This window comes from Nitrosarchaeum sp., from assembly GCF_025699065.1.
In the GTDB taxonomy this organism is placed as follows: domain Archaea; phylum Thermoproteota; class Nitrososphaeria; order Nitrososphaerales; family Nitrosopumilaceae; genus Nitrosarchaeum.
The window spans coordinates 44,465-65,779 of sequence record NZ_JAILWF010000005.1 but is presented as its reverse complement, the minus strand read 5'-3'; the positions used below and the strand labels follow the sequence as shown (position 1 = coordinate 65,779).

General features: G+C 33.5%; 23 protein-coding genes and 1 tRNA gene. 10 read left to right on the top strand and 14 right to left on the bottom strand.

Annotated features, from left to right (window positions below; all coding sequences use genetic code 11):
• Positions 1–64 precede the first annotated feature (64 nt).
• Positions 65–520 carry a hypothetical protein gene (locus tag K5782_RS06835; RefSeq protein WP_297465189.1) on the top strand — a complete coding sequence of 152 codons (456 nt, stop codon included), beginning with the start codon at positions 65–67 and terminating at the stop codon, positions 518–520.
• 2 nt (positions 521–522) lie between these two features.
• Here K5782_RS06835 and K5782_RS06830 read toward each other — a convergent pair whose 3' ends face one another.
• On the bottom strand, positions 523–1,014 hold the full coding sequence (locus K5782_RS06830) for a hypothetical protein (protein WP_297465188.1): 492 nt from the start codon (positions 1,012–1,014) through the stop codon (positions 523–525).
• A 2-nt stretch (positions 1,015–1,016) separates the two neighbouring features.
• The gene (locus tag K5782_RS06825; RefSeq protein ID WP_007551007.1) at positions 1,017–1,304 is read right to left on the bottom strand and encodes a hypothetical protein; all 288 of its coding nucleotides are present in this window, start codon (positions 1,302–1,304) and stop codon (positions 1,017–1,019) included.
• A 104-nt stretch (positions 1,305–1,408) separates the two neighbouring features.
• Between K5782_RS06825 and K5782_RS06820 the strand changes: the two genes are divergently transcribed.
• Positions 1,409–3,013, top strand: coding sequence for a cation:proton antiporter (locus K5782_RS06820; protein WP_297465185.1), 1,605 nt, complete (start codon positions 1,409–1,411; stop codon positions 3,011–3,013).
• 38 nt (positions 3,014–3,051) lie between these two features.
• Here K5782_RS06820 and K5782_RS06815 read toward each other — a convergent pair whose 3' ends face one another.
• The 3 genes from K5782_RS06815 to K5782_RS06805 all read right to left on the bottom strand — a co-directional run bounded on the left by K5782_RS06815 (position 3,052) and on the right by K5782_RS06805 (position 7,352).
• Positions 3,052–4,359: a hypothetical protein gene (locus K5782_RS06815; protein ID WP_297465183.1), complete on the bottom strand. Its 1,308-nt coding sequence runs from the start codon at positions 4,357–4,359 to the stop codon at positions 3,052–3,054.
• Positions 4,360–4,470: 111 nt separating this feature from the next.
• Entirely contained in the window at positions 4,471–5,913 is a 1,443-nt protein-coding gene (gene glnA, locus K5782_RS06810) for a type I glutamate--ammonia ligase (protein WP_297465181.1), read from the bottom strand.
• A gap of 71 nt (positions 5,914–5,984) precedes the next feature.
• On the bottom strand, positions 5,985–7,352 hold the full coding sequence (locus tag K5782_RS06805; protein ID WP_297465179.1) for a lysine 2,3-aminomutase: 1,368 nt from the start codon (positions 7,350–7,352) through the stop codon (positions 5,985–5,987).
• A 149-nt stretch (positions 7,353–7,501) separates the two neighbouring features.
• On the opposite strand from K5782_RS06805, the gene K5782_RS06800 reads away from it, so the two are divergent.
• The 4 genes from K5782_RS06800 (at position 7,502) to K5782_RS06785 (ending at position 11,713) form a co-directional block, all read left to right on the top strand.
• On the top strand, positions 7,502–9,265 hold the full coding sequence (locus K5782_RS06800; protein ID WP_297465175.1) for a mechanosensitive ion channel domain-containing protein: 1,764 nt from the start codon (positions 7,502–7,504) through the stop codon (positions 9,263–9,265).
• A 114-nt stretch (positions 9,266–9,379) separates the two neighbouring features.
• Positions 9,380–10,225, top strand: a complete 846-nt coding sequence (locus tag K5782_RS06795; protein ID WP_297465173.1) for a hypothetical protein — start codon at positions 9,380–9,382, stop codon at positions 10,223–10,225.
• Between the two features lie 40 nt (positions 10,226–10,265).
• Positions 10,266–10,916: a GNAT family N-acetyltransferase gene (locus K5782_RS06790; RefSeq protein ID WP_297465171.1), complete on the top strand. Its 651-nt coding sequence runs from the start codon at positions 10,266–10,268 to the stop codon at positions 10,914–10,916.
• Positions 10,913–11,713 (top strand): amidohydrolase family protein, encoded by an 801-nt coding sequence (locus K5782_RS06785; RefSeq protein ID WP_297465169.1) that lies wholly within the window; start codon positions 10,913–10,915, stop codon positions 11,711–11,713. The genes K5782_RS06790 and K5782_RS06785 overlap by 4 nt, the downstream gene beginning before the upstream one ends.
• Before the next feature lie 22 nt (positions 11,714–11,735).
• On the opposite strand, the gene K5782_RS06780 is transcribed toward K5782_RS06785, so the two are convergent.
• The 4 genes from K5782_RS06780 to K5782_RS06765 all read right to left on the bottom strand — a co-directional run bounded on the left by K5782_RS06780 (position 11,736) and on the right by K5782_RS06765 (position 14,531).
• A complete protein-coding gene (locus tag K5782_RS06780; RefSeq protein WP_297465167.1) occupies positions 11,736–11,936 on the bottom strand; it encodes a hypothetical protein in 201 nt (66 codons plus the stop codon).
• Positions 11,937–12,007: 71 nt separating this feature from the next.
• Positions 12,008–12,235 (bottom strand): Lrp/AsnC ligand binding domain-containing protein, encoded by a 228-nt coding sequence (locus tag K5782_RS06775; RefSeq protein WP_366069493.1) that lies wholly within the window; start codon positions 12,233–12,235, stop codon positions 12,008–12,010.
• A gap of 48 nt (positions 12,236–12,283) precedes the next feature.
• Positions 12,284–13,630 (bottom strand): DEAD/DEAH box helicase, encoded by a 1,347-nt coding sequence (locus tag K5782_RS06770; RefSeq protein WP_297465162.1) that lies wholly within the window; start codon positions 13,628–13,630, stop codon positions 12,284–12,286.
• A gap of 106 nt (positions 13,631–13,736) precedes the next feature.
• Entirely contained in the window at positions 13,737–14,531 is a 795-nt protein-coding gene (locus tag K5782_RS06765) for a DsbA family protein (protein WP_297465160.1), read from the bottom strand.
• Positions 14,532–14,620: 89 nt separating this feature from the next.
• Between K5782_RS06765 and K5782_RS06760 the strand changes: the two genes are divergently transcribed.
• Positions 14,621–14,779 carry a CxxC-x17-CxxC domain-containing protein gene (locus K5782_RS06760; RefSeq protein ID WP_007550994.1) on the top strand — a complete coding sequence of 53 codons (159 nt, stop codon included), beginning with the start codon at positions 14,621–14,623 and terminating at the stop codon, positions 14,777–14,779.
• Between the two features lie 65 nt (positions 14,780–14,844).
• Here K5782_RS06760 and K5782_RS06755 read toward each other — a convergent pair.
• A tRNA-Thr gene (locus K5782_RS06755) sits at positions 14,845–14,919 on the bottom strand.
• A 150-nt stretch (positions 14,920–15,069) separates the two neighbouring features.
• Here K5782_RS06755 and K5782_RS06750 point away from each other — a divergent pair.
• Entirely contained in the window at positions 15,070–15,297 is a 228-nt protein-coding gene (locus tag K5782_RS06750) for a hypothetical protein (RefSeq protein ID WP_297465158.1), read from the top strand.
• Here K5782_RS06750 and K5782_RS06745 read toward each other — a convergent pair.
• Entirely contained in the window at positions 15,259–15,807 is a 549-nt protein-coding gene (locus K5782_RS06745) for a hypothetical protein (RefSeq protein WP_297465156.1), read from the bottom strand. The genes K5782_RS06750 and K5782_RS06745 overlap by 39 nt on opposite strands.
• A gap of 298 nt (positions 15,808–16,105) precedes the next feature.
• Between K5782_RS06745 and K5782_RS06740 the strand changes: the two genes are divergently transcribed.
• A complete protein-coding gene (locus K5782_RS06740; protein ID WP_007550991.1) occupies positions 16,106–16,657 on the top strand; it encodes an arginine decarboxylase, pyruvoyl-dependent in 552 nt (183 codons plus the stop codon).
• On the opposite strand, the gene K5782_RS06735 is transcribed toward K5782_RS06740, so the two are convergent.
• On the bottom strand, positions 16,658–17,812 hold the full coding sequence (locus K5782_RS06735) for a hypothetical protein (protein ID WP_297465154.1): 1,155 nt from the start codon (positions 17,810–17,812) through the stop codon (positions 16,658–16,660). It lies immediately after the preceding gene.
• Between the two features lie 144 nt (positions 17,813–17,956).
• Here K5782_RS06735 and K5782_RS06730 point away from each other — a divergent pair, with 144 nt between their 5' ends.
• The gene (locus K5782_RS06730) at positions 17,957–18,532 is read left to right on the top strand and encodes a hypothetical protein (protein ID WP_297465153.1); all 576 of its coding nucleotides are present in this window, start codon (positions 17,957–17,959) and stop codon (positions 18,530–18,532) included.
• Positions 18,533–18,645: 113 nt separating this feature from the next.
• Here K5782_RS06730 and K5782_RS06725 read toward each other — a convergent pair whose 3' ends face one another.
• Both K5782_RS06725 and K5782_RS06720 read right to left on the bottom strand, forming a co-directional pair.
• Complete coding sequence (locus K5782_RS06725; RefSeq protein ID WP_297465151.1) at positions 18,646–20,418, bottom strand: M3 family oligoendopeptidase; 1,773 nt, start codon at positions 20,416–20,418, stop codon at positions 18,646–18,648.
• A gap of 347 nt (positions 20,419–20,765) precedes the next feature.
• Positions 20,766–21,305, bottom strand: a complete 540-nt coding sequence (locus K5782_RS06720) for an inorganic diphosphatase (RefSeq protein ID WP_007550985.1) — start codon at positions 21,303–21,305, stop codon at positions 20,766–20,768.
• Positions 21,306–21,315 lie beyond the last annotated feature (10 nt).

Here is a 21,315-nt window from a genome sequence, read left to right as displayed (position 1 = left end):
TCACCTTGTTTATTTAACTGTCATTGGTAAACTGTTTATTTAATTATGTATTGATGATTAATTATTGTGGAAATTAGATTTAGATGATGAATATTTTCGAATTTTAGATTCAAAGAAACTTGTAGCAGGATATTTTGATCCTGATTATGGGGTTATCTATCCTAAAGAAAATTCTGTAGAAACCATCTCTCAAATGCTAAAAAATCATGATAAAATTTCAGGTGGATTGATGATGATTCCTCTTGTAAAATTTGGACTATTTGACTCTGATTTGGATATTGATATTGACGAATTAGATACTCAAGTTAATCGTGTTGGAGAGCATTTAAAAAAATGGAAAGATTTCATTACAAAAACAAACAATACTGTTCATTCTATTCGTATATCTCACACAGACCAAGACATGCTTACAATTACATTCCCAATTAAATTCTCAGAACCAACCCCTTTGGATAAAAATGAAATTATAAAAGAAATCTCACCAATTTTAGATTTATTGCAGAAATTAAGTTTGTTATAATTCTACTTTAATCCCACTTTGACTGAATTAAACTCCCCCAATGCAAGCATTTCATATTCAAATGATTCTTGTAATAATGAATCAGATCTAATACTGTGAGATTCATCATTCGTTTTTATCCATTCTATGAATTCTTTATCACTATCTAGTTGTGCTTGTGTTGAAAGCTTGAATAATTCCACTGATGGTGCAAATTGAGCTGGCGGATTTAGTTTGTCATATTTTAAAATCTGATCTTGCATATTATCCAAATGTATTTTAGAGTAATCCAGCAATTCTTCTAAACTCAAATCCTCTTCTTTCCACTGTGTAATCTTTGAGTCAAATTGAATTTGAATCTGTTTTACTTCTTCTTGAATCTGTTGAAGTTCGTTTCCAAATTTGAAACCCTTTTGTCTTGTTTGATCATATGAATAATTATATGCAACTATTGCGCCTACTATGATAATTGCAATTGATGCAATGATGATATTTTGTTTCTTTGCTTTTTTCAAAACTAATCTGTATAGTTTCCTTCGCCGTCTAATTTTAGCTCAATAGTCATAACTGTACCGCTGATAAAAGATTCATTTCTAATTGTTCTTACTCTTGCAACATCTAGATGATATGGCCAAATCTCAACTACTATAGCCCCAACTTTGACATTGTCTGGCGCATCTGTTAATTGAATGTCTTCTTTTTTTACCCCATGCATAACTAATGTGTGAATAGCATGTTCAACTAGTGGTTCTGGATTGTTGTGATTAATTGCCCAAACAATTCCCTCATAGTCTATTTTCTCCATTTTGAAATTTACCTGAATTATCTCCTATAACAATTATTCTGTTATCTGGTAGGTGTGGTCTCTTTCGAAAGGGATATGAGATGACTATACATGATTATTGTATATTGGTCTTTGAAGCAATTCTTTATCTTGCAGTGTTGATAATTGCTGCCAAATTATTTGGCGAACTAATGCATAGAATTAATCAGCCTACTATTATAGGAAATGTTCTTGCCGGAATTATCGTTGGGCCTACACTTTTAGCTATAGTTGAACCAATCAATGCAATTGAGCTTTTTACCTCAATCGGTGTGTTTTTCTTATTTTTCTTAATTGGTCTTCAGGAAATTGATTTAGCAGGAATATTCAATGTGATGAAAGGTAGAATTTTTGCTGGTTCTGCGGTAGCATTTTTAATTCCATTTTTTGTAGCAGGATTTTTTGGTCTCTCGCTAGACATGAATTTTACACAAGCCTTTGCTATAGGAAGTGTAATTGCTGCATCTAGTCTTGGCGTTACTGCAAAGATCCTCAGTGATCTTGGTAAGCTAAAATCTACAATAGGTCTTGAGATTTTCACAGTTACTGCAATTGTAGAATTTATTGCGATTATTGTTACAAGTGTATTAATCCAAGTAAATTCAAGTGATACTCCTGAAGTTTCAGAATTTTTCTGGTTGTTTGCAAAGATGATAATCTTTTTTGCAGTTGCAGGTCTACTTTCAGTTTTTATTTTGCCACGATTTTTCCGAATGTTAAAAAAACAGCTTAAAGATCAGCAAATTTATTTCGGTATTATAATAGGAGTAATTTTACTTGTAGCGTATTTTGCTGAGGTTAGTGGAATTCACGGTGCAATAGGTGCACTTCTTTTAGGAATTGCCGTTTCTCGAATGGCTAAAGATGATTATTCTGAAATTTCAAAAAATATCGGTGTTATTGGACATGGAATTTTCATTCCAATCTTTTTTGCAGGTATCGGTCTTCACTTTAGTCTTGGTTTTCTAAATCTAGATTGGTGGATTATTGCTGTGTTTATTGGAATCATAATTGGTGTGAAATTTGTAAGCTCGTACATTGCTGTTCGAATCGCAAAGATGCGTCCTGCTAGAACTGTAGCCTATGGTGTAATGGCAAAAGGTGCAGTAGATTTAGCCTTAATGTTGTCTTTGTTACAGGCTGACATCTTAGATAACGATCTTTTCTCACTTCTGGTATTTGGTACTCTTTTAACGATGATAATATCCAGCATCGAACTCCAACGAAAGTTAAAGAAAATAATTCATGTAAAAGTAGGAACCGTAGAACTTGGGTTGATGCCAATTTATTTTAGAAGAGTAGTATCTGATGTACCTGCAATTGCTGTTATTGAAACTGATTTTCCAAAGACAACTCCTCTGCTTACTGTAAAGTCATTTTTAAGCCAAAATGTTATTAGTAAAAAACCATATTTGGTAATTGATGCTAATGATAAACTTGTAGGACTAGTTTCAAAACGAGAAATTGATAGATTTCATAAAAAAACTTATGATGCAATTACTATTGATGATGTAATGTACAAAAAAGTTTATACCGTGTCACCTGACGAATTTTTGTATTCTGTAATACAAAAAATGAATTCACATCCTTTTGATATGATTCCTGTAATTGATCCTGTAAATGAACGTGTAATTGGAATTGTAACAACTCATGGAATAATGAATTTGTTAACTGAAACTCAGAAATCATAACTCCAAATTTTGGAATAAAAAATAAAAAAGATTAATCCCTATTGAAAGGGATCAATGAATGGGCAGTTAACTATATGATCACTATCCATTGGTCTTGCTAGACTTATATCGATCAAACCTGCTTTTTGGTATGCTGTGATATCTGAAATGTTTTCAAGCAATGCTGAGTTGTTTGCATCCTTCCAAGTAATTACATTAATTCTCCACATTGGAGAATAGTTTGCATCTCCTTGTGCCCCTGAGGCAATTCCAGCTTGGAATCCTAATGGGCCTGAGCCCTTAATTCCATTTGTGAATTGAAACAGATCAACTGCGACTGAATTTGCAATAAGACTGGCAGATGTTGGTGAGCTAATCACTCCCATCATCTCGGCTGGACCTGAAGGTGTTGCATCAGTTACAATGTAGTAGATAGTTCTTCCATCTGGACCCCAACCTCTATGTGCAATGAATGTCACAGTTTTTCCTTCCGTATCGATATCTAGAATTTGTCCTCCACCGTATGGTGTATGATCAGAAAGTATCTTGTCTTCTTTTACCATCATTTGTCCATCTGGCCAAACAATTTGTGGCATGTTTATGACAACTTCTAGTGGTGTCAATGATATCTCTCCTTTTTTCTCTGCATCCGTTATTGCTTTTTCAGAATTCAATATTCTTGGAGTTGTCCCATCTTTCCATGTTACATGAACATGTGATGTAAGTGCACTGTATGTCTCTGGTTGTGCAGGAGTACTGGTAAAGACTTCGCCTTGGTATCCGTGAACTCCATCTCCACTAATTCCATTAGTAAACATGTATGTTTTTGAGAGTGCAGTTGTAGGAGTATTCTTTAGTAATGGAGCTAGCTCTACTTTCCATTTTTGATTCTTTGTAATGATATCTGCATGTGTTTTATCACTTGAATCTGTAATGATAAAGTAAACATCGCCTCCATTATAGAATCCTTTATGCAATGGAATCTTTGCTGGAACATTTGCACGTGATAGTTTTAAAACAGAACCTGCATCTGCAGACATCTCTGTTTTCTCCATCATGTGATTATCATCCATCGTCTCTTTTTCAGACATTTTTTTGTCCATCATCTCTTTATTGGCCATATGCTTGTCTGTCATCTGTTTGTCATCCATCTTCTTTTGTTCGGTTTTTTCTTGAACTGGTTGAGTGACAGGCACTTCAGAGCATAATCTATCCCCACAAACTATTCCTGCATTTTTAGAACCATATGATTTTGATGGTGTCCCTTGTGCTTTCTCAGCAAATGCTACGTCGTAGCTTTGCGTCAAGCCTGCAGTAAAGAGTGGCAAGATAGCCAAAAAGGCTATGATCTTCAATGTTGTATTCATTACGCACAATTTTTGTTCAAAAGTTAAAAGTATTTTTCCAATTCTTTTCAAAATTTTATTGAATCTGGAAACTTTAATCTTTCAAATTTGAGTAATTCCTAAATTGTATTCCTATGCATCTGTATACATTGAAACTTCCCATGCAGTTGGAGTTTGTGCAAATGCATGATACTCTTTGTATTTTAATTCTGTATACGCATCAAGAAAGTCCTTTGTAAATACATCTTCAAGAAATTTCATATCGCTTTGAAATGCATCTAATGCTTCCTTAAGCGACGTAGGTAAAGATCCAATATTGAGCTCTCTCTTTTTTTCTGCGCTAAGCTTGTAAACATTTTCCTCCACATGATCTCCTGGATCTTTTTTATTTTTAATTCCATCTAATCCTGCAAGTAATAATGCCGCTTCAAGTAAGTAGATGTTTGCAGTAGGATCTGGCACTCGATATTCAATTCGCTTACTTTTTTCTCTATTTTTTAGATACATTGGTACACGAATTGCAGCAGACCTATTTCCTAACCCCCAACAAACATTGACAGGCGCTTCAAAATTAGGTACCAATCTTTTGTATGAATTTGTTGTTGGATTTGTTATTGCGCATAATGCAGACGCATGATCTAAAAGTCCGCCTATGTAGTAACGTCCTTCTTGCGATAACTGTGCAACACTATCATTTGGATCATACATTCTATTTGTATCATTATTCCATATGCTTTGATGAGTGTGCATTGCAGATGCATTGTCTCCAAAAATTGGTTTTGACATAAACGTGGCAACCTTGTTTCTTTTTTTGGCTTTTACTTTAACAACATTTTTTATTGTAATTACTGCATCTGCAATTTCAGTCATTTCACCGTATTTGAAATTAATCTCACTCTGCCCTGATGTTGCAACTTCATGGTGTTCAGCTTCAACTTGAATTCCAAAGTAACGATACAAATCATCACAAATGTCTTTTCTGAGGCTACCTAGCGTATCTTTGGGTTGTGATGGATAGTACCCTTCTTTGAGATCAATTGCAGTACTTGCATTTCCTTTTGCCCATGGCGACTCTTTTGATTCAATCGAATAGCCTGAACCTCCATATGAGTGAGTTGCACCATATGGTGAAGGGTAGATGTTGATTGCATCAAATACAAAAAATTCAATCTCTGGACCCCACATCGAATGTGTTAATCCAAATTCTTTTAGCTTCCCTTTTGCTTTTGCAGTAATTCCACGAGAATCTCTGTTGAAGCGTGTCTCCTCTGCTTTATTTCCTTCATAAAGATCACAAAATATTCTTGCATTTTTTCTGCTTGGATCATAATCTGGTGGTAAAATTCGAAATGTAGAAGGATCTGGTTTTAAGATCATGTCTGATTTATTTACTGACTTGAAACCAAGAATAGAACTTGCATCAAGTTTTTCCAATCCATCATTAAAATCGTCTTCTGAAAGAGAATAACTTGGCATTCCCATAGAACGCAGTTCTCCAAAAATATCTACAAACCAAAAATCAATAAACGAAATATTTTCTTCTTTTATTTTTTCTATAACTTGTTTTGAATTCATCATTTTGTTTATTTTCTTACATTACTAATGTGATACTGTGATATTGTTTAAGCTAGTTTGTAAATTCATATCTAAGATTCAGGATAGTCCTGATTTCTAATTACTTTCATTTTTTCATTTAATTCATCTTCAAAGAAAAACTTGTCACCCGTTGCTGGTTTTAGATCATCAAGCCAAATTGCTTTTTCATCATATTTTGCTAGAAATGGAATTTGTACCCAGTCTGGATTTCTTCCTTGCAAGAATCTTAACACCATTAGCTTTTCTCCCCCATATTCTGCAATTCCAAGAATCTGAACCTTTCCTGGTGTTGCAGACATGCTTGGACCTCTTACAGTTCTTGCAAGTCCAGTTACTTTTTTGTAAGCGTCACGGAATATTCTTTGAGCCTCTATCAATGGTATTCCAAAATAATGCTGTGCGCCAGTATCTCTTACAACAAACATGTAGTATGGAATACATCCTAACTGGACTTGAGTCTTCCACATTTCGGCCCACATCTCTGAATCATCATTGATATGACGAAGTATTGGCGATTGAGTTCTAATTTGAGCTCCAGTTGCTCGTACTTTTTTGATTGCCTCTTTTACTGCATCTGTTTTTAATTCTATAACATGATTGAAATGTCCCATCAATGCTAGATGAATCCCTTTATCTACAATTCGTTTGAAGATGTCTAGCATTTCTTCTGCATCATCTTCTGTTAGAAATTTGTATGGCCAATATGACAATGCTTTTGTTCCAATTCGTATTGTTCTGAGATTTGGTAGATTTGCTTCAAGAAGCGGATTGATGTACGTTGAAAATATTTTTGCCTTCATGATCATTGGATCTCCTCCTGTAAACAAAACATCTGAGATTTCCGGATGCTCTCGCAGATACTGTACTAGTTGTTCTCCTTCTTTCATTGCAAATTTGAGTTCATCCATTCCAACAAATTGTGGCCATCTAAAACAAAAACTACAATATGCATGACATGTCTGACTCTGACTTGGGAAGAACAGGCAAGTCTCTTTGTATTTGTGTTGCATTCCATAAAGTTTAGTTCCGTCTTTTAGCGTTGGTACGTTTAACTCCATTTGACCTGCTGGATGTGGATTTAACTGCAATCTGATCTCATTTGCAGTGTTTTGAATTTCTTTTTTATCTCCTTTTTTTAGAGCTGCTTCCATTTTTGCATAATGTTCAGGAATCAACATTCCTCTCTGTGGGAATGTTAAAACAAACATTGGATCATCTGGAACATTATTCCAGTCAATTAGTTGTTCTACGACGTAGTTGTTTGTCTTAAATGGAAGCACATTGCCCACAACTTCCATTTCAAACTGTTTTTCCTCACCTAATTTTTGAATTTGTGGTAATTGTCGAAAATTTGCTAAAGTGTAACTCATAATGCGTGGAGATTCGTTCGTAGCCCATTCTGATTTTTGATTTTGCATGTAAATTGATAGCTTTTATCATTGTTAAATGTTAGTGATGGATTCATTCTGTTTTTTTAAAGAAATTCAATTGAATGATTTATAAAAAATGATAATATCTAAAATATCTCTATGAAATCTTTGTATTTAGAAGGAAATAGTGAAAAATAATGGCCGGAGAGGAAGTAACACTTGCAGAAGGACAAGCAGTTGGACAACTTGGAACTCTAGTGGAATTGTTATCATCTTCAGTTTCACTCCAAATAGCATTTGTAATTTTAGTAGTAGGATTGATTGTGATTGGTACAATTTATAATAAATTTAGACAATGGACCAGAACCAAAAAATTCAGCTATTCTAATCCTATATTGGCTGATATAGTTCGAAGAGCAGTCTTACCTGTTCTTGCATTGGCTTTGATCTCTTCGATTAATATTTACATTCAGACTTTTGAATTATTTGATGACCCTGCAGAAATTATTGAAGAACAATTAAGTGCTGAACTTACTGTTGGAGAAACATTTGCTAAACTTCTCAATTCAATGAATATTCTTGTTATTGCATTTACTGCAGGCCACATCATAACAATTCTTCTTGAAAAAGGAGAAAGGATAAAACAGGAAAAAGAGGATTTTAAAGCTTGGCGAGATTTGAATGGTTTTAAAGACGATGAGAATGATTTGTTTCATCGATGTTACAAATGGATTCCACCTAAAAATCCTCCTGAAGAAATAAGTAGTAATGAATTCAACGAACTTTTACAAACCCCGCAAGGTAGAAATTTCCTAGAAAAGTTTACCACCTCAACTGGCGCAAGAATTGGCAGTTATCAAAAACTTGTAAAAGATCCTTTTTCAGAATGGAAAAAGTCAGAACAAAAAAAATATGAACAATATTACAATGATTGCATAACTGGAGAAAATGACCTAGGTAGACCATTACTTCCTGGTAAAACTCCAGACGAAATTTATGAAATTGATATATGGGCTGAAGAAAAGAGAACTAACTCCTATGAGCCAATTATTGCCGGTTCAAAACCTCCAGGTTACGCAGAAAAGAAAAGAGAAGGACTTCCAAAACCGTTCAGAAATTTTATTCCTCTTGGAGTTGTTTTAGGTGCAGCTCTGGGCATAATAGCTTGGTGGGGAGTTGACCTCTTTGTATTGGCTACTGCCAGTGGTGGTATTGCTCTTGGCGTTGGTTTTGCATTGAAAGAAACTTTTGAAAATTACTTTGCATATATGATGATAAGAAAAGACAAGATCTTTGTTGAAGGAGAAAGAATTGCATTAGCAAGTGGTTACAAAGGTATAGTCTATAAAATTACTTCACGTGTAACATTTGTACGTCACCCACTAAATGAATCCGTAGCAATTGTTCCTACACGACAACTAGTAACAAGTGAGATCATCAACTACACTAAAGAATTTGCAATTGTTCCTGCAACAGTTGAAGTTGGTGTTTCTTACCTAAATGACCCAAAACAAGTAGCAGCTGCATTAATGAAAGTAGGAACTCGTGCATTAAATGAAGTAAAGGACTCTAAGGGTAAACACCTTGCAGTTCAATCAAGATGTCCAAATATTGATGAAAACAAACCTAGCTGTGGATGTGATAAGACATTCATTTTAGATTTAGAACAACCAACTGTTAGATTCCAAAAATTCAATGATTCCTCGCTTGATTTTGCAATTTGGGTGTATGTGAGAGATTATGGTTCCCAATTCAAAATGGAAACTGACATGAGGATGATGATCTATGAAGAATTTAAAAAATATGATATTAGAATCCCATGGCCAATTAGAACTATCTATCAGGGCGATGAAAAAAAAGAGACTGAAGAAATTGATAAACTCAACACTGAACGCAAAAAGCTTATTGAAAAATATGGTATCGGAGATTTGCTAAAAGGCGATGGTGGAGATACAAACTAAATTAAATTCATTTTAAATTCCAAATTTTGACAATTTTACTACATTCAATATTTTCACTCTTTTTTACACATTTTAGAACATAAAGGTACAAAAAGCCAGGAATCAACTATTTTTATGCGTAAAAATCTCCTTTTTGTTTTCATAGTTACATTTATTGGAATTTTACTTGTATCTTCTTTCTCTTTGGGTGATTCATTTACTTTACTTCAAAATGGAAATGAACCGTCTTCTGCCCAAATACTCGAAGAAGATGCAACTTCTTTTTACGATAATATTCGAACTGCTTTTCAAAAAGCAGAAAATTCTGATTTTCTGCCTATTGATTATATCAATAGCCTAATTACTGAAATTGCAAAGGATTCCTCAATTTATGATATTGTTGGATTTTCTATTGGAATGGTTGTCTATGGTGTATTTGTTTATAATTTTTACAGATTTTTATCCAAACGAGATTTATTTAATATCAACATAGAAAAAATTTCTAAAGGTTATTTTTCCTCTTCTGGAAAAAAATCATCCGGTGCCCCTAGAGCTGCAGCATTTATCGCAACTAATTTCTTTGTATTTCCATTTGTGATATTTTTGTGGTTTTTGGGATATTCTTCATTTATGTTTATTCTTGTACAACATATGCCAACTGCAACAATCTTTCTTGTATCAAGCTCATTAATTATTGCAATTAGAATATCTGCATATTATAGGGAAGATCTTTCACGAGACCTTGCAAAATTACTTCCATTTGCATTACTTGCTATATTTTTATTTGATCCGCAATTTTATTCACTCGTTGATGTTCTCCAAAGATTATCTGAGATACCATCATTTCTAACACAAATTGCATCATTTATGATTGTAGCAATGATTGTTGAAATTTTCTTAAGCATAATTTATCTAATTAAAATCAGATTTTTTCACAAAGAGAAAAAATCCAAAGTTGATGATTCAGAACATCCTATTTAATTCCGATTCATTAAATAGTCGTCACGTGTTTTATTTACACATGTCTGCTCAAACTCGTAAAAGTAAGGTAATCATTCGTAATATGACTAAAGAGGACATACCCAAAATTGTAGAATTACAAAAAGCCGCATTTCCATATATGGCAGCTGAAGGTGTTTACTGGAAACCTGAACAATTAGAAGCACATCTCAAAGTATTTCCAGAAGGCCAATTTGTGGCTGACTATGATGGCAAGATTGTCGGTTCATGTAGTAGTTTAATTGTGAAATTTGACCCTGAATACAAAGAACACACTTGGAAAGAAGCTTGTGGTGATAGTATCTTTTCAGCACATAATCCAAAAGGAGATTCATTATATGGTGCAGATATCTCCACACATCCAGATAACAGACGATTAGGTGTAGCAACTAAAATTTATGATGCACGAAAAGCACTTGCAATAAAACTCAATTTACGTAGAATTATTGCAGGTGCGAGATTGTTCAACTATTGTGAATATGCAAAAGAACTATCTCCTCTTGAATATGTTAAAAAAGTTTTGAAACATGAAATTAGAGAACCTGTTTTAGAATTTCAAGTCAAAAACGGTTTCAAATTTATAAAAATTCTTAATGATTACATGAAGGATCCACGATCACTTAACCATGCCACTTTTATTGAATGGATTAATCCAAATTACAAAGCAAAATGATCATCGACTGCCATGTTCACGTAAATCAGTACGAACTCATCCAACATATCTCTTCTTTAGATGATAGAATAGATGAACTTCAAAAAGAAATGACAAGTAACAATGTAGATTACGCTATTATTTTATCATCCTACAAAACAAATTCAGAGAGGCCTTCTGCAAAACAGATCATTGATGCAATTAAAAAATACGATAATCTTGGTGTCGTTGCAGGATTCTCAATTGACAATCATACTGATGATGATCTAAAAAATTACAGAACTTGGATTAAAGATGGATTAGTAAAAGGACTCAAAATCTATTCTGGTTATGAACATTATTATCCCTATGATGAAAGATATCAAAAAATTTATGATACTTGTGTGGAATTTGACGTTCCTGCAATGTTTCATACTGGGGATACATATAGTCCAAAAGGAAAACTTCGCTATTCCCGTCCGTTAAATCTCGATGATGTTGCAGTAGACAATCCTGAGCTAAAAATTGTAATGTGTCATCTAGGAAACCCATGGATTCAAGATGCTCAAGAAGTGATATATAAAAATAAAAATGTCTATGCTGATATCTCTGGCCTCGTTATTGGCAGCTTTGATCACTTTTTTGAAAAAATGATCAAAGAAAAAGTTGCCGAGCTAATTAATTATGCCGGAGAACCAAAATACCTACTTTATGGAACTGACTGGCCTATCAGCTCAATGGATTCATACCTTAACTTTGTTGCAAAGTTGAAAATCAAACAGGAATTTATAGATAATTTCATGTACAAAAAAGCAAAAGAATTGTTTAAAATCTCATAAATCTAATTTCACGAAACTGAACCTAAGCAAATTTCATACAGCAATCTGCTTTTTTCCAACCCTTGTTGTATTTCTTTGATGTTTCTTTTGCAATATTCTCTGCTTCTGCGATACTACTGGCTTTATGCCATTTTGATGTGGCTGTATCATTTGGATTGCTTTGATAGACACCACAAGTCTCAAGATGGATTTTGACTTCAGATGCATTCAGTGTATCTTCCATTATTCTATATGTCAATAATTTTTCAATAACTTGCTAGTTGATAAAAATTTAGTTTAAATTGATATCCATTCTTAATTTATGACATTTAGCGTCATTGTACTTACTACTCTTGATAATTTTCTAATATCTGCAACCGCTTTTTCAAAATCTTTTTGCTCTTCTGTGTTTACTTCTACAATTACATCATATGCTCCATAAGTCAGATGTGCGTTTTTGACTTTGGGCATCTGTTTTAATTCCTCAACAATGTATTCTTCTGCACCAAGATCACAATTTAACAAAATAAATCCAATATGCATTTTTCTTAGAATAATAGTTCTATTACTTGTCTTTAAGTTTTACAGCTACTACCATCTACTGCGTCCGCCATAGCTATTTCCACTATTTCGGTCACCATATCTTTTTCTTCCACCACTTCTGTCATCTCTTGCATCTCCTCTACTGGAACCTCTATACCCACCAGAACCTCCAGACCTTCCATATCCACTACCGCCTCTGCCTCTTGAGTAACCTGATCTTGATTGTGAACCTCCAAATCTTCTGGATGGAGACTGTCTCTTTAGTGGGTCCGGAATTGAAATTTCTATTCCCATTTCTTTATTCAAATCTGTTAGTGGTACTTTGATTTGGCGTTTAATTAAATTCCAATCTCCTACTGATGAGTATGATACTAGTGTGATTGCTCTTCCTTTTGCTCCTGCTCTTGCGGTTCTTCCAATTCTATGGAAATATGCCATCTCTTGATTTGGAACATCATAATTTACTACCAGTTCTACTCTTGGAACATCAATTCCTCTTGATGCTACATCAGTTGCAACAAGAATGTCTACTTTGCCACTTCTAAATTTGGACATTGATTGTTCTCTTCTGCTTTGTGACATATCTCCTTCGATTGCAACTGCATCAAATTTTTCTTGATGAAGATATTTTGCTACATCTCTGGTTCTATATTTTGTAGAACAGAAAACTATGATCTGACCTTTAAGTGGTTTGATAAAATCAATAAGGTATTTCATTTTATCTCTGTCTTTAATTACCAGATATGCTTGGTCTATACCCTCTCCGCTAAGATCATCTGCATCAAGCAAAAATTGTTTAGGATTCTTTAGATAGTCTTCAGATAATCTTAAAATTTCAGTTGGCATTGTTGCTGAAAACAATGACATTACTCTCTCTTCTGGAGCAAGATCTAAAATAAACTGAATGTCGTCAACAAATCCCATATCTAACATTGTATCTGCTTCATCTAACACAATGTGAGTGATATCTCCTAGTTCAATTGAACCACGTTTAAGATGATCAATTAATCTTCCCGGAGTCGCAACTACTATCTCCACTCCTCTATCTAGTGCATCTAATTGTAATCCCATTCCTTGGCCTCCGTACACTGTTGCTACTCTAATTCCCGTATATTTTCCAAATTTCTTTATCTCTGATGAAATTTGCATTGCAAGCTCTCTTGTTGGAGCCATTACCAAACCTTGGATGCCTTTTTTTGGTTGAATCTCTTGAAGCATTGCTAAAGCAAATGCGGCTGTTTTACCTGAACCAGTATGAGCTTGTCCTACGACATCTCTCCCTGTAAGTAATACTGGAATAACGGCTTCTTGAATAGGAAATGCTTCTTCAAATCCCATTTCACGAATCCCTTTCAGTAATTCTTCTCTTAATCCTAAATCTTGAAATTTTGTCATTTTGTTTTCTTCTCTAAAGCAATGACGAAAAAGCTCATTGCCCACTCGTCATTATTCCGATACATTAAAGTCATTTTTAGGTCTAATAAACGCTTGTTCTGATTTTTCAAGAGTTGAGCTGAGACTCTATTATGCCTTGAAATACCTCAAAGGGCTGGGCTCCATTTACTTTTACAAATCCCAACTTTTCATTTCCAATGAAAAATCCAGGTGTTCCAGTAATCTCATAATTTCTTCCATCTGTTAGATCATTGTTGATCTCATTGACATATTTGCCAGAATCAAGACAAGCGTTGAATTGTTCTTGATTTAACTCTAATTCTATTGCATATTCTTTAAAGGTTGTAATTGCAGATGTAAAATCCATCTTATTCCAAATTCCTTGGTTTTCAAATAACATATCATGATACTGCCAAAATTTGTTTTGCTCATCTGCACACTCTGATGCAACAGCTGCTGGCATTGCATTAGGATGACTGGATTGAATTGGGAAATCTCTAAACACAAATTTCACTTTTCCTGTTTCTACATATTGTTCTAAGATTAATGGTAGGGTTTGAATTTGAAATCTAGCACAAAATGGACACTGAAAATCTGAAAATTCTATTATGGTAATCGGTGCATCGTGATTTCCAATGACTGGGTCGTCATCTGCAGATATCTTGATTGGCTGTATGTTTGGTTGTGTTGGCATCTGATTTTTTGAAATTTTTGCTTCAAGACTTGCTATTGCATTGTTTAATTCCGATTTTGTTACCTGCTCTGATTTTAAACTAATAAAAGAACCTGCAAAAAATGCAGCTATCAAACTAACTCCAATTATTGAAACCACTAAAATATTAAAAACCGATTTATTCACTATTTTTTTCCCACTGTGATTTGATTCTACATCTGAATCCATTTAGGCTTGCTTCAATTGTTACATACTTATTCGTATTGCCTATTTTTCTTTCTAACAGTTCTTATATTCCCTCATAAGTATCTCTAGCAATGTCAGTAGATGACCGAAAAATGTACCCATGTACATGTTCTGATTGCGGAAAAGAATCCCAAGTACCTTTTCAACCAATAGAAGGTAGAGATGTATTCTGCAAAGAATGTTTACCAAAACATAGAAAACCAAGATCTGAAAATAGAGGAAGATATTAGGCTGAAATACGCTTAACGTCGTTTTTTCTTTTACTCTTTTGAAGTTATTTTTATAAAAATTAAAAAGCCAATAATGGGATCCGAACCCACGACCCTCAGATTACAAATCTGATGCTCTAACCAGGCTGAGCTATATTGGCACAAAATCCAATAAAAATTTCGGATCTTTAAAGTGTTACCGAATATCTTCAATCTACGTATCATGAGTTTAGTTATGCAAAACTTCTGAAATTATTTGATGGATCTATTACATCAGATTATAATAGTGTCAAATAATCAATAATTTATCCATGAAATATGTCAATCCTTTACGACTCAAAGTCTTAATGATGATGTTTTTTGTAACTGGTATTGTTGGTATTGTTGTGGGTCTGAAAGTTGCACCACCAAATACCTCATTATTAATTACATTTATGGGTGTCATCAATATCTCGTTGGGTGGATTTTTTGGTTGGGTCTTTCTTAATCAGACACCACAATCAGATAACAAAAGAAAGAAAAAGCGCGATAATAACTAGAATATTTGTTGCAAAGTGCATTGCAAACGAATGATTAATTCCCTTTTTATCATAAATATATTTGAACAAAAATCCTATTGGCAAAAGTAACAGTGCCATGTGTACTTTAATTCCCATAGCAATATGGATCAATGCCCAAACTACTACCATCTTCTTTGATTTTCTAAAATACAATTCTTCGACATAGTTGATGTGAATAAACATGTACACTAATAATGGGATAAACGGTACTATTCCCCAAAACCCTTGGTCTGCAAATGGGCCAAACGCAATGTTGTACCCTAACCAACTCCAATTTAGAATTGGTATGGTCTCAACAAAATCATGCGCAAAAACGATATATGCAAATAAAATTCCAAATGGAATTGGCGCATATTTTATTGAACCAATTCCTATTTTTAGATCTGTGATTCTTTTCCTAGTCTCTTTGATGAGAAGTAATGATGCCCCTACAGTTAGAATGTAATATCCAATCACAAATGAATCTGATTGAAAAAAATCCTCTAGCATAATTCAAATTGCTCTTATATTGTGTAAAAAATCTAACTCATCAATCACTAGGATGCCTTTAAATGATAATCTTGGCTGTGTTTTATTCCGTTATGCTAATTCGCTCTAGGTACAATAACATCTTAAAATCATCTCATTTTTTCACAAATATGGTAAATTTCTATAGAACGATTTTGTAAATGAGAAAACATCTTGAAACATTTTGATGTGGTGATACGACCAATTGATATTTTTTAAAACCTGTTTTTAGATTTTTCAATCAAAGTATAAATAATAAAACTGTTTCATCAAAAAAGAATTGCTAGATTTAGTTGCAAAGAAATTATTTCTTACAAAAGGTAAAGGCGTTCATGAAGACCGATTGACAAGTTTTGAGTATGCACTAAGGGATGCTGGTATTGCTGGTACAAATCTGGTTTTGATTTCTAGTATATTCCCGCCAAATGCAAAATTAATATCTAGAAATGAAGGTCTTAAGCAAATTAAACCTGGACAAATCTTGTTTACAATTTATTCTAAAAATCAAACAAATGAACCACAAAGACTGTGTTCTGCTTCAGTCGGTATTGCCAGACCTAAAGATACTAATCGTTATGGATATCTTTCTGAATACGAATCATTTGGTCAAAATGAACAACAGTCAGGTGACTATGCTGAAGATATTGCAGCACAAATGCTTGCATCTTCACTTGGAATTCCATTTGATATTGATAAAAGCTGGGATGAAAAAAGACAACAATGGACTATCTCTGGTCAAATTTACAAAACACAAAATGTTACTCAATCAACAAAAGGCGATAAAGATGGAAAATGGACTACTGTCTTTGCAGCTGCTGTTTTACTAGTGTGATTACTTTCTATACCCTTTAAGATAATATATTGCAGCACCAATTGCAATAACTGAAATTATTATTACAATTACAATTGATTCATCAAATGATGTTTCAATTTTAGGCGTAGATAACTGACTACCTCCTAATGAAAATATTAATTCATCTTTATCAATTGATTTTCTTTCCCCAAAAATAAATTTCCCTTGAATTCTCTTTCCTTGTTCAGGATCAAAAATCCATCCTTCTTTTGTAATTTCAGTAGGAATTTTTTCACCATCGACTAATTGTGAAGGTACGATATTTCCTCTTACGTCTGATACGTTAGTTGATTCTGGTGATAGTATTACTACTTGTAATATTGAATTTAATGGATAAAATCCTGATGCAAAGTATTCTGATCTTTTCAATTCATTTGTTTTCAACAATTCTAATGGACTGATTTGATTTATTGATGAGGCAGTATTTGGATAATCCACTGATAATTTTAATTGTAATAATGATTTACTTTCTATTGGTATTATGGAGAATGTTACCTTTGCATTTTCTTCTTTTGATAGATTCTTTGCTATATCATAAAATCCCCCTCTATCTCTAATCTCTCGTGGAAGAAGCATTGCTGAGATTTTTTCATACATTGAAGCAGTATCTTCCATAGGCATTGTATACACTGCCGATACAGTCCCTTTGCCTGAAATAGACCCAGATGTTTCTAAAGCCTTACTTGTTTCATCTCCACTTTGAATGAATACTGAATGAAATTTTGCTTCTGTATCTAATGCCTTATTCACATCATCGATAAATAACGATGCAACTCTTTTTGTAGTATTTTGTATTGCTAAAATGCCTTTGTCTTCTGGGTTTCTTGCAACGTTTATGATAATACATGATTTGTCAAAAACTCCTAAAATACAATGATTCTCATTTGTTACTACTATTGCTGTAATTCTTCTATCTTCTCTGATCTTTTGCTCCAATTCTGCTGGGATTTTTATCTCTTGAATACTTGTACTTTGTAAGGCAATTGAGGCTGTAACATTTTGAGATATACTCTTATCAATAATTATCTGTGCCGTCTCTTGAAATGTAGCAAGACTAGTTTCTTGGGAATATGCATGACCGGTCATCCCAATTAGTATACCTATCAATCCAAACAAAATCAAGATCTTCTGCATAGGTTTGACTTTTTTATAATGAAATTATTAAATTTACTCTCTTTTTATTCATCACACCTTTGATCTTTGATGAAATTTTTTTGCTAATTTTACTAAAACTCTCTATCTGGTACCTAATATTGTAATTTAAATTATTTTTTAGATGTGGTCCTAGCTCCATACTTAGTTGAAGTTTTTCAAAATCCTATATTTTCAATAGCTGCAATAGTAAGTGCGTTTGGGATTGGGGTTTTTCAAGGAATTATTTTGGGAAAAGCAATTCTCTTACGATTTCCGCGTCTCCAAAATCATGTAAAGACCGTTTCTGTCTCTTTATTTTTCTTGTTTCTTGCAAATGCCATCTTGAGTGTTCCTAGGTTTGCATCCACTGAAAAAATTGACATCTCTAGCATTTTTCAGGCAAATAATCTTGGAGAGATAACCTCTCTAATTTTTCTTGTATTTGGATTGAATGTTGGATTCTTGGCAGTTCTTGCCATATCTGTAACTGTTATGAGTTTTGTATTGATGAAATTTGCACCTATCCATGGAGCCACCAAAATTTTTGTTTTGTTTTTTAGCTTGCTTATTTTACTATTAACCGGTCTTAGTAGATTTACTGATCTAACGCCAAGTACTTTTGAAGTCTTTTTGTACTTTCTTTATCATATTGGGATTACTATTGGGATTTTGGCTGGCTCTATTCGAAAACTAAAATCAAGAAAAATAGACTGGGGATAGTTTCAAACATTTAAATCAGATAATTTTAAACTTCAAATTGACATCGAATTCAAACCGTTCGGGGAACAAGCTGGCAGTCCATGCGTTGGGCTGCCAGCCCCATTATTAAAAATCTAATTTAATGCTGAAAGTGCTTTTACTTGGCTTTGGACATAATCAAATCCGTCTTGCCAAAATTTCTCTGATCTTATGTCAAATCCGTGCTCTGCCAACAATTTCTCTGGCTTCTTTGAACCACCTGCAGCAAGAATATCGATATATGATGGAACGAAACTATTTCCTTCTTTTTTATATCTTTGAAATAATGCCAATGCAAGTAAATTTCCAAATGAATATGCATAGCAATAAAATGGTGTGTGGTAAAAATGAGGTATGCAACTCCACTCTATTGCAAAATCATCTGAGATGACAACTGCATTTCCAAACTGCTCTTTTAGATTTTGAAGATATGTCTTTGAAATCTCATCCACTATGGTTCCTTTTCCAATTTGCTCATGTGCTGATACTTCAAAAATAGTAAAAAATGCTTGACGCATAATTGTTGCATATAGGTCGTCAATTTTTTCAGCTAGCATTATTTTTTTCTCATCGTTTGTTACTTTATTTGATAAATTATCATATAGTAATAATTCCGAAAACGTGGATGCAGTTTCAGCTAGAGGTAACGGGGCATCTTGAACAAGAATTGATCTATCTTGAGCTGCTTGACTGTGAACGGCATGGCCTAATTCATGAGCTAGTGTGAAAACGTCTCTAGTTTTTCCAGTAAAATTAACTAAAACGTATGGTGTAATCTTTGGAGTTAATGTGCTGCAAAATGCACCGTCTCTTTTTCCAGGTCTTATGGATGAATCAACATGTTTTTCATCAAAGACTTTTCTTGCAAACCCTTCTAGTTTAGGGCTAAATCTTCCCAGTGACTCTAAAACAATTTTTACTGATTTATCATATTGATAATTTTTCTCTTTCATGTGGGTTGCTACAGGAGCATACAGATCATACCTGCGTAATTTTTTCATTTTTAGCATTTTTGCTTTTTGTAAAAAGAATTTTTGAAATACAGGAGAATTTTTTCTACATACCGTTAGAAGCGACTCTATTGTTTTATCATCTACATCGTTTCCAATATTTCTCATAGAGATTGGCGATTTGTACCCTCGAATTTCGATTCCTTCATCTTTCCAATTCAAAACAATGTTCTGATATATCTCTCCATTTACTCCCTTGTTTTCAGTATATTTTGTTAAAATTGTCTTGTATGCAGTCTCTCTAACTTTTGCATTTGTACTTCTAATGTAATTTGTAATCTCTTCACGTGTCATCTTTTTTGTTTTTCCACCTACTTTCATTTTGTACACATATGCGCTAGTCATTTTATCATACAGTTTGACAAGGGCAGAAATTCCTGTAACATCTAAAGTATTGATGATCTTTTCTTCTGGTTCCGATAAAGCATATTTTGCAAATAGTCTTTTATGATTGAGATATTCTGAAAGTTCGCCTGAATCTTTAATCAGTCTTTTTGCATTTTTATCATCAACCTGAGTTTTCCACCATAAATCAAAAAACAAAATTTTATTTGAAATTTCTGAACCTAATTTTGACATTCTAGTAATTAGTGAGGTTGCTTCATCTGACTGTGTATCTGCAGAGTATTGTAATGACGCATATCCTCCAATTTTGCTCATTTTTTCAGAAATTTCTTCTACTTCATGTAGTATATCAATAAATTTTTTTGATGACATTTTAGGGTCTAGTTTTAATTTTATTTTTTCAAATCTCTTTGCCATTTCCTCTAATTCTTTAATTTGTTTTTGAAATTCTGGACTCTTTGGATCCTTTGTAAGTTCTGAAAGATCCCATCTCTCCAGTTTGTACTCTGACATATGATAATCATATTTTACATCTATTAAAAAATGCATGCTGTATGCCTAAAAATTAAAATATTCAAAGAAATTTTTAACTGGAACTTAAGACCAAAACCGATTGGGTACTTGGTGAGAGTTCCAATTGATATTAATTTTCAAAATTAGTATTTAGGGCGTGCTGATGATTTCTATGTATGATTCATACGCGAGTGTTTTAAGCAAATTTTGTAATTGTATTGTATGACAAATAATACTGATACCCCACCTGCTTGGGAATCTATAATGGGATTATCTTGGATAATTCTAGATGACGAATAGTCATTAAAATACAGTATTTGTTAAAACAAATACGCATATCTTAATTTTCAATATTTTTTTAAAGTCTCTTTGTATCTTTTGATTGATTCCACGATGATCTCTTTTGCTTCTATAGCTCCTTTCCAACCTAATATCTCAACTTTTTTCCCTTCCAAATCTTTGTAGACCTGGAAAAAATGCCCAATCTCTGAGCGGAAATGATCTTCTACATCTGTAATGTCTACCGTATGAAGATACCTTGGATCATTTGTTGAAACACAGATAATTTTGTCATCTGGATTTCCATCATCTTTCATTTGTAACAATCCAATCGGTCTTGCCTCGATTAGAATTCCTGGGTATGTTGGATTTGTTACCAATACAAGGGCGTCAAGTGGGTCGCCATCTTCTGAAAGTGTTTGAGGAATTAAACCGTAATCTCCTGGATAATGAAATGGTGAAAATAATACTCGGTCTAGTTTTATCATGTTGTGTTTTTTATCGTATTCATATTTGTTCATGGATCCTTTTGGAATCTCAACTATGACATTAACAATCTCTGGAATGTCTACTCCTGATTCTATATCATGCCAAAAATTTTTACTCATATTCTAATTC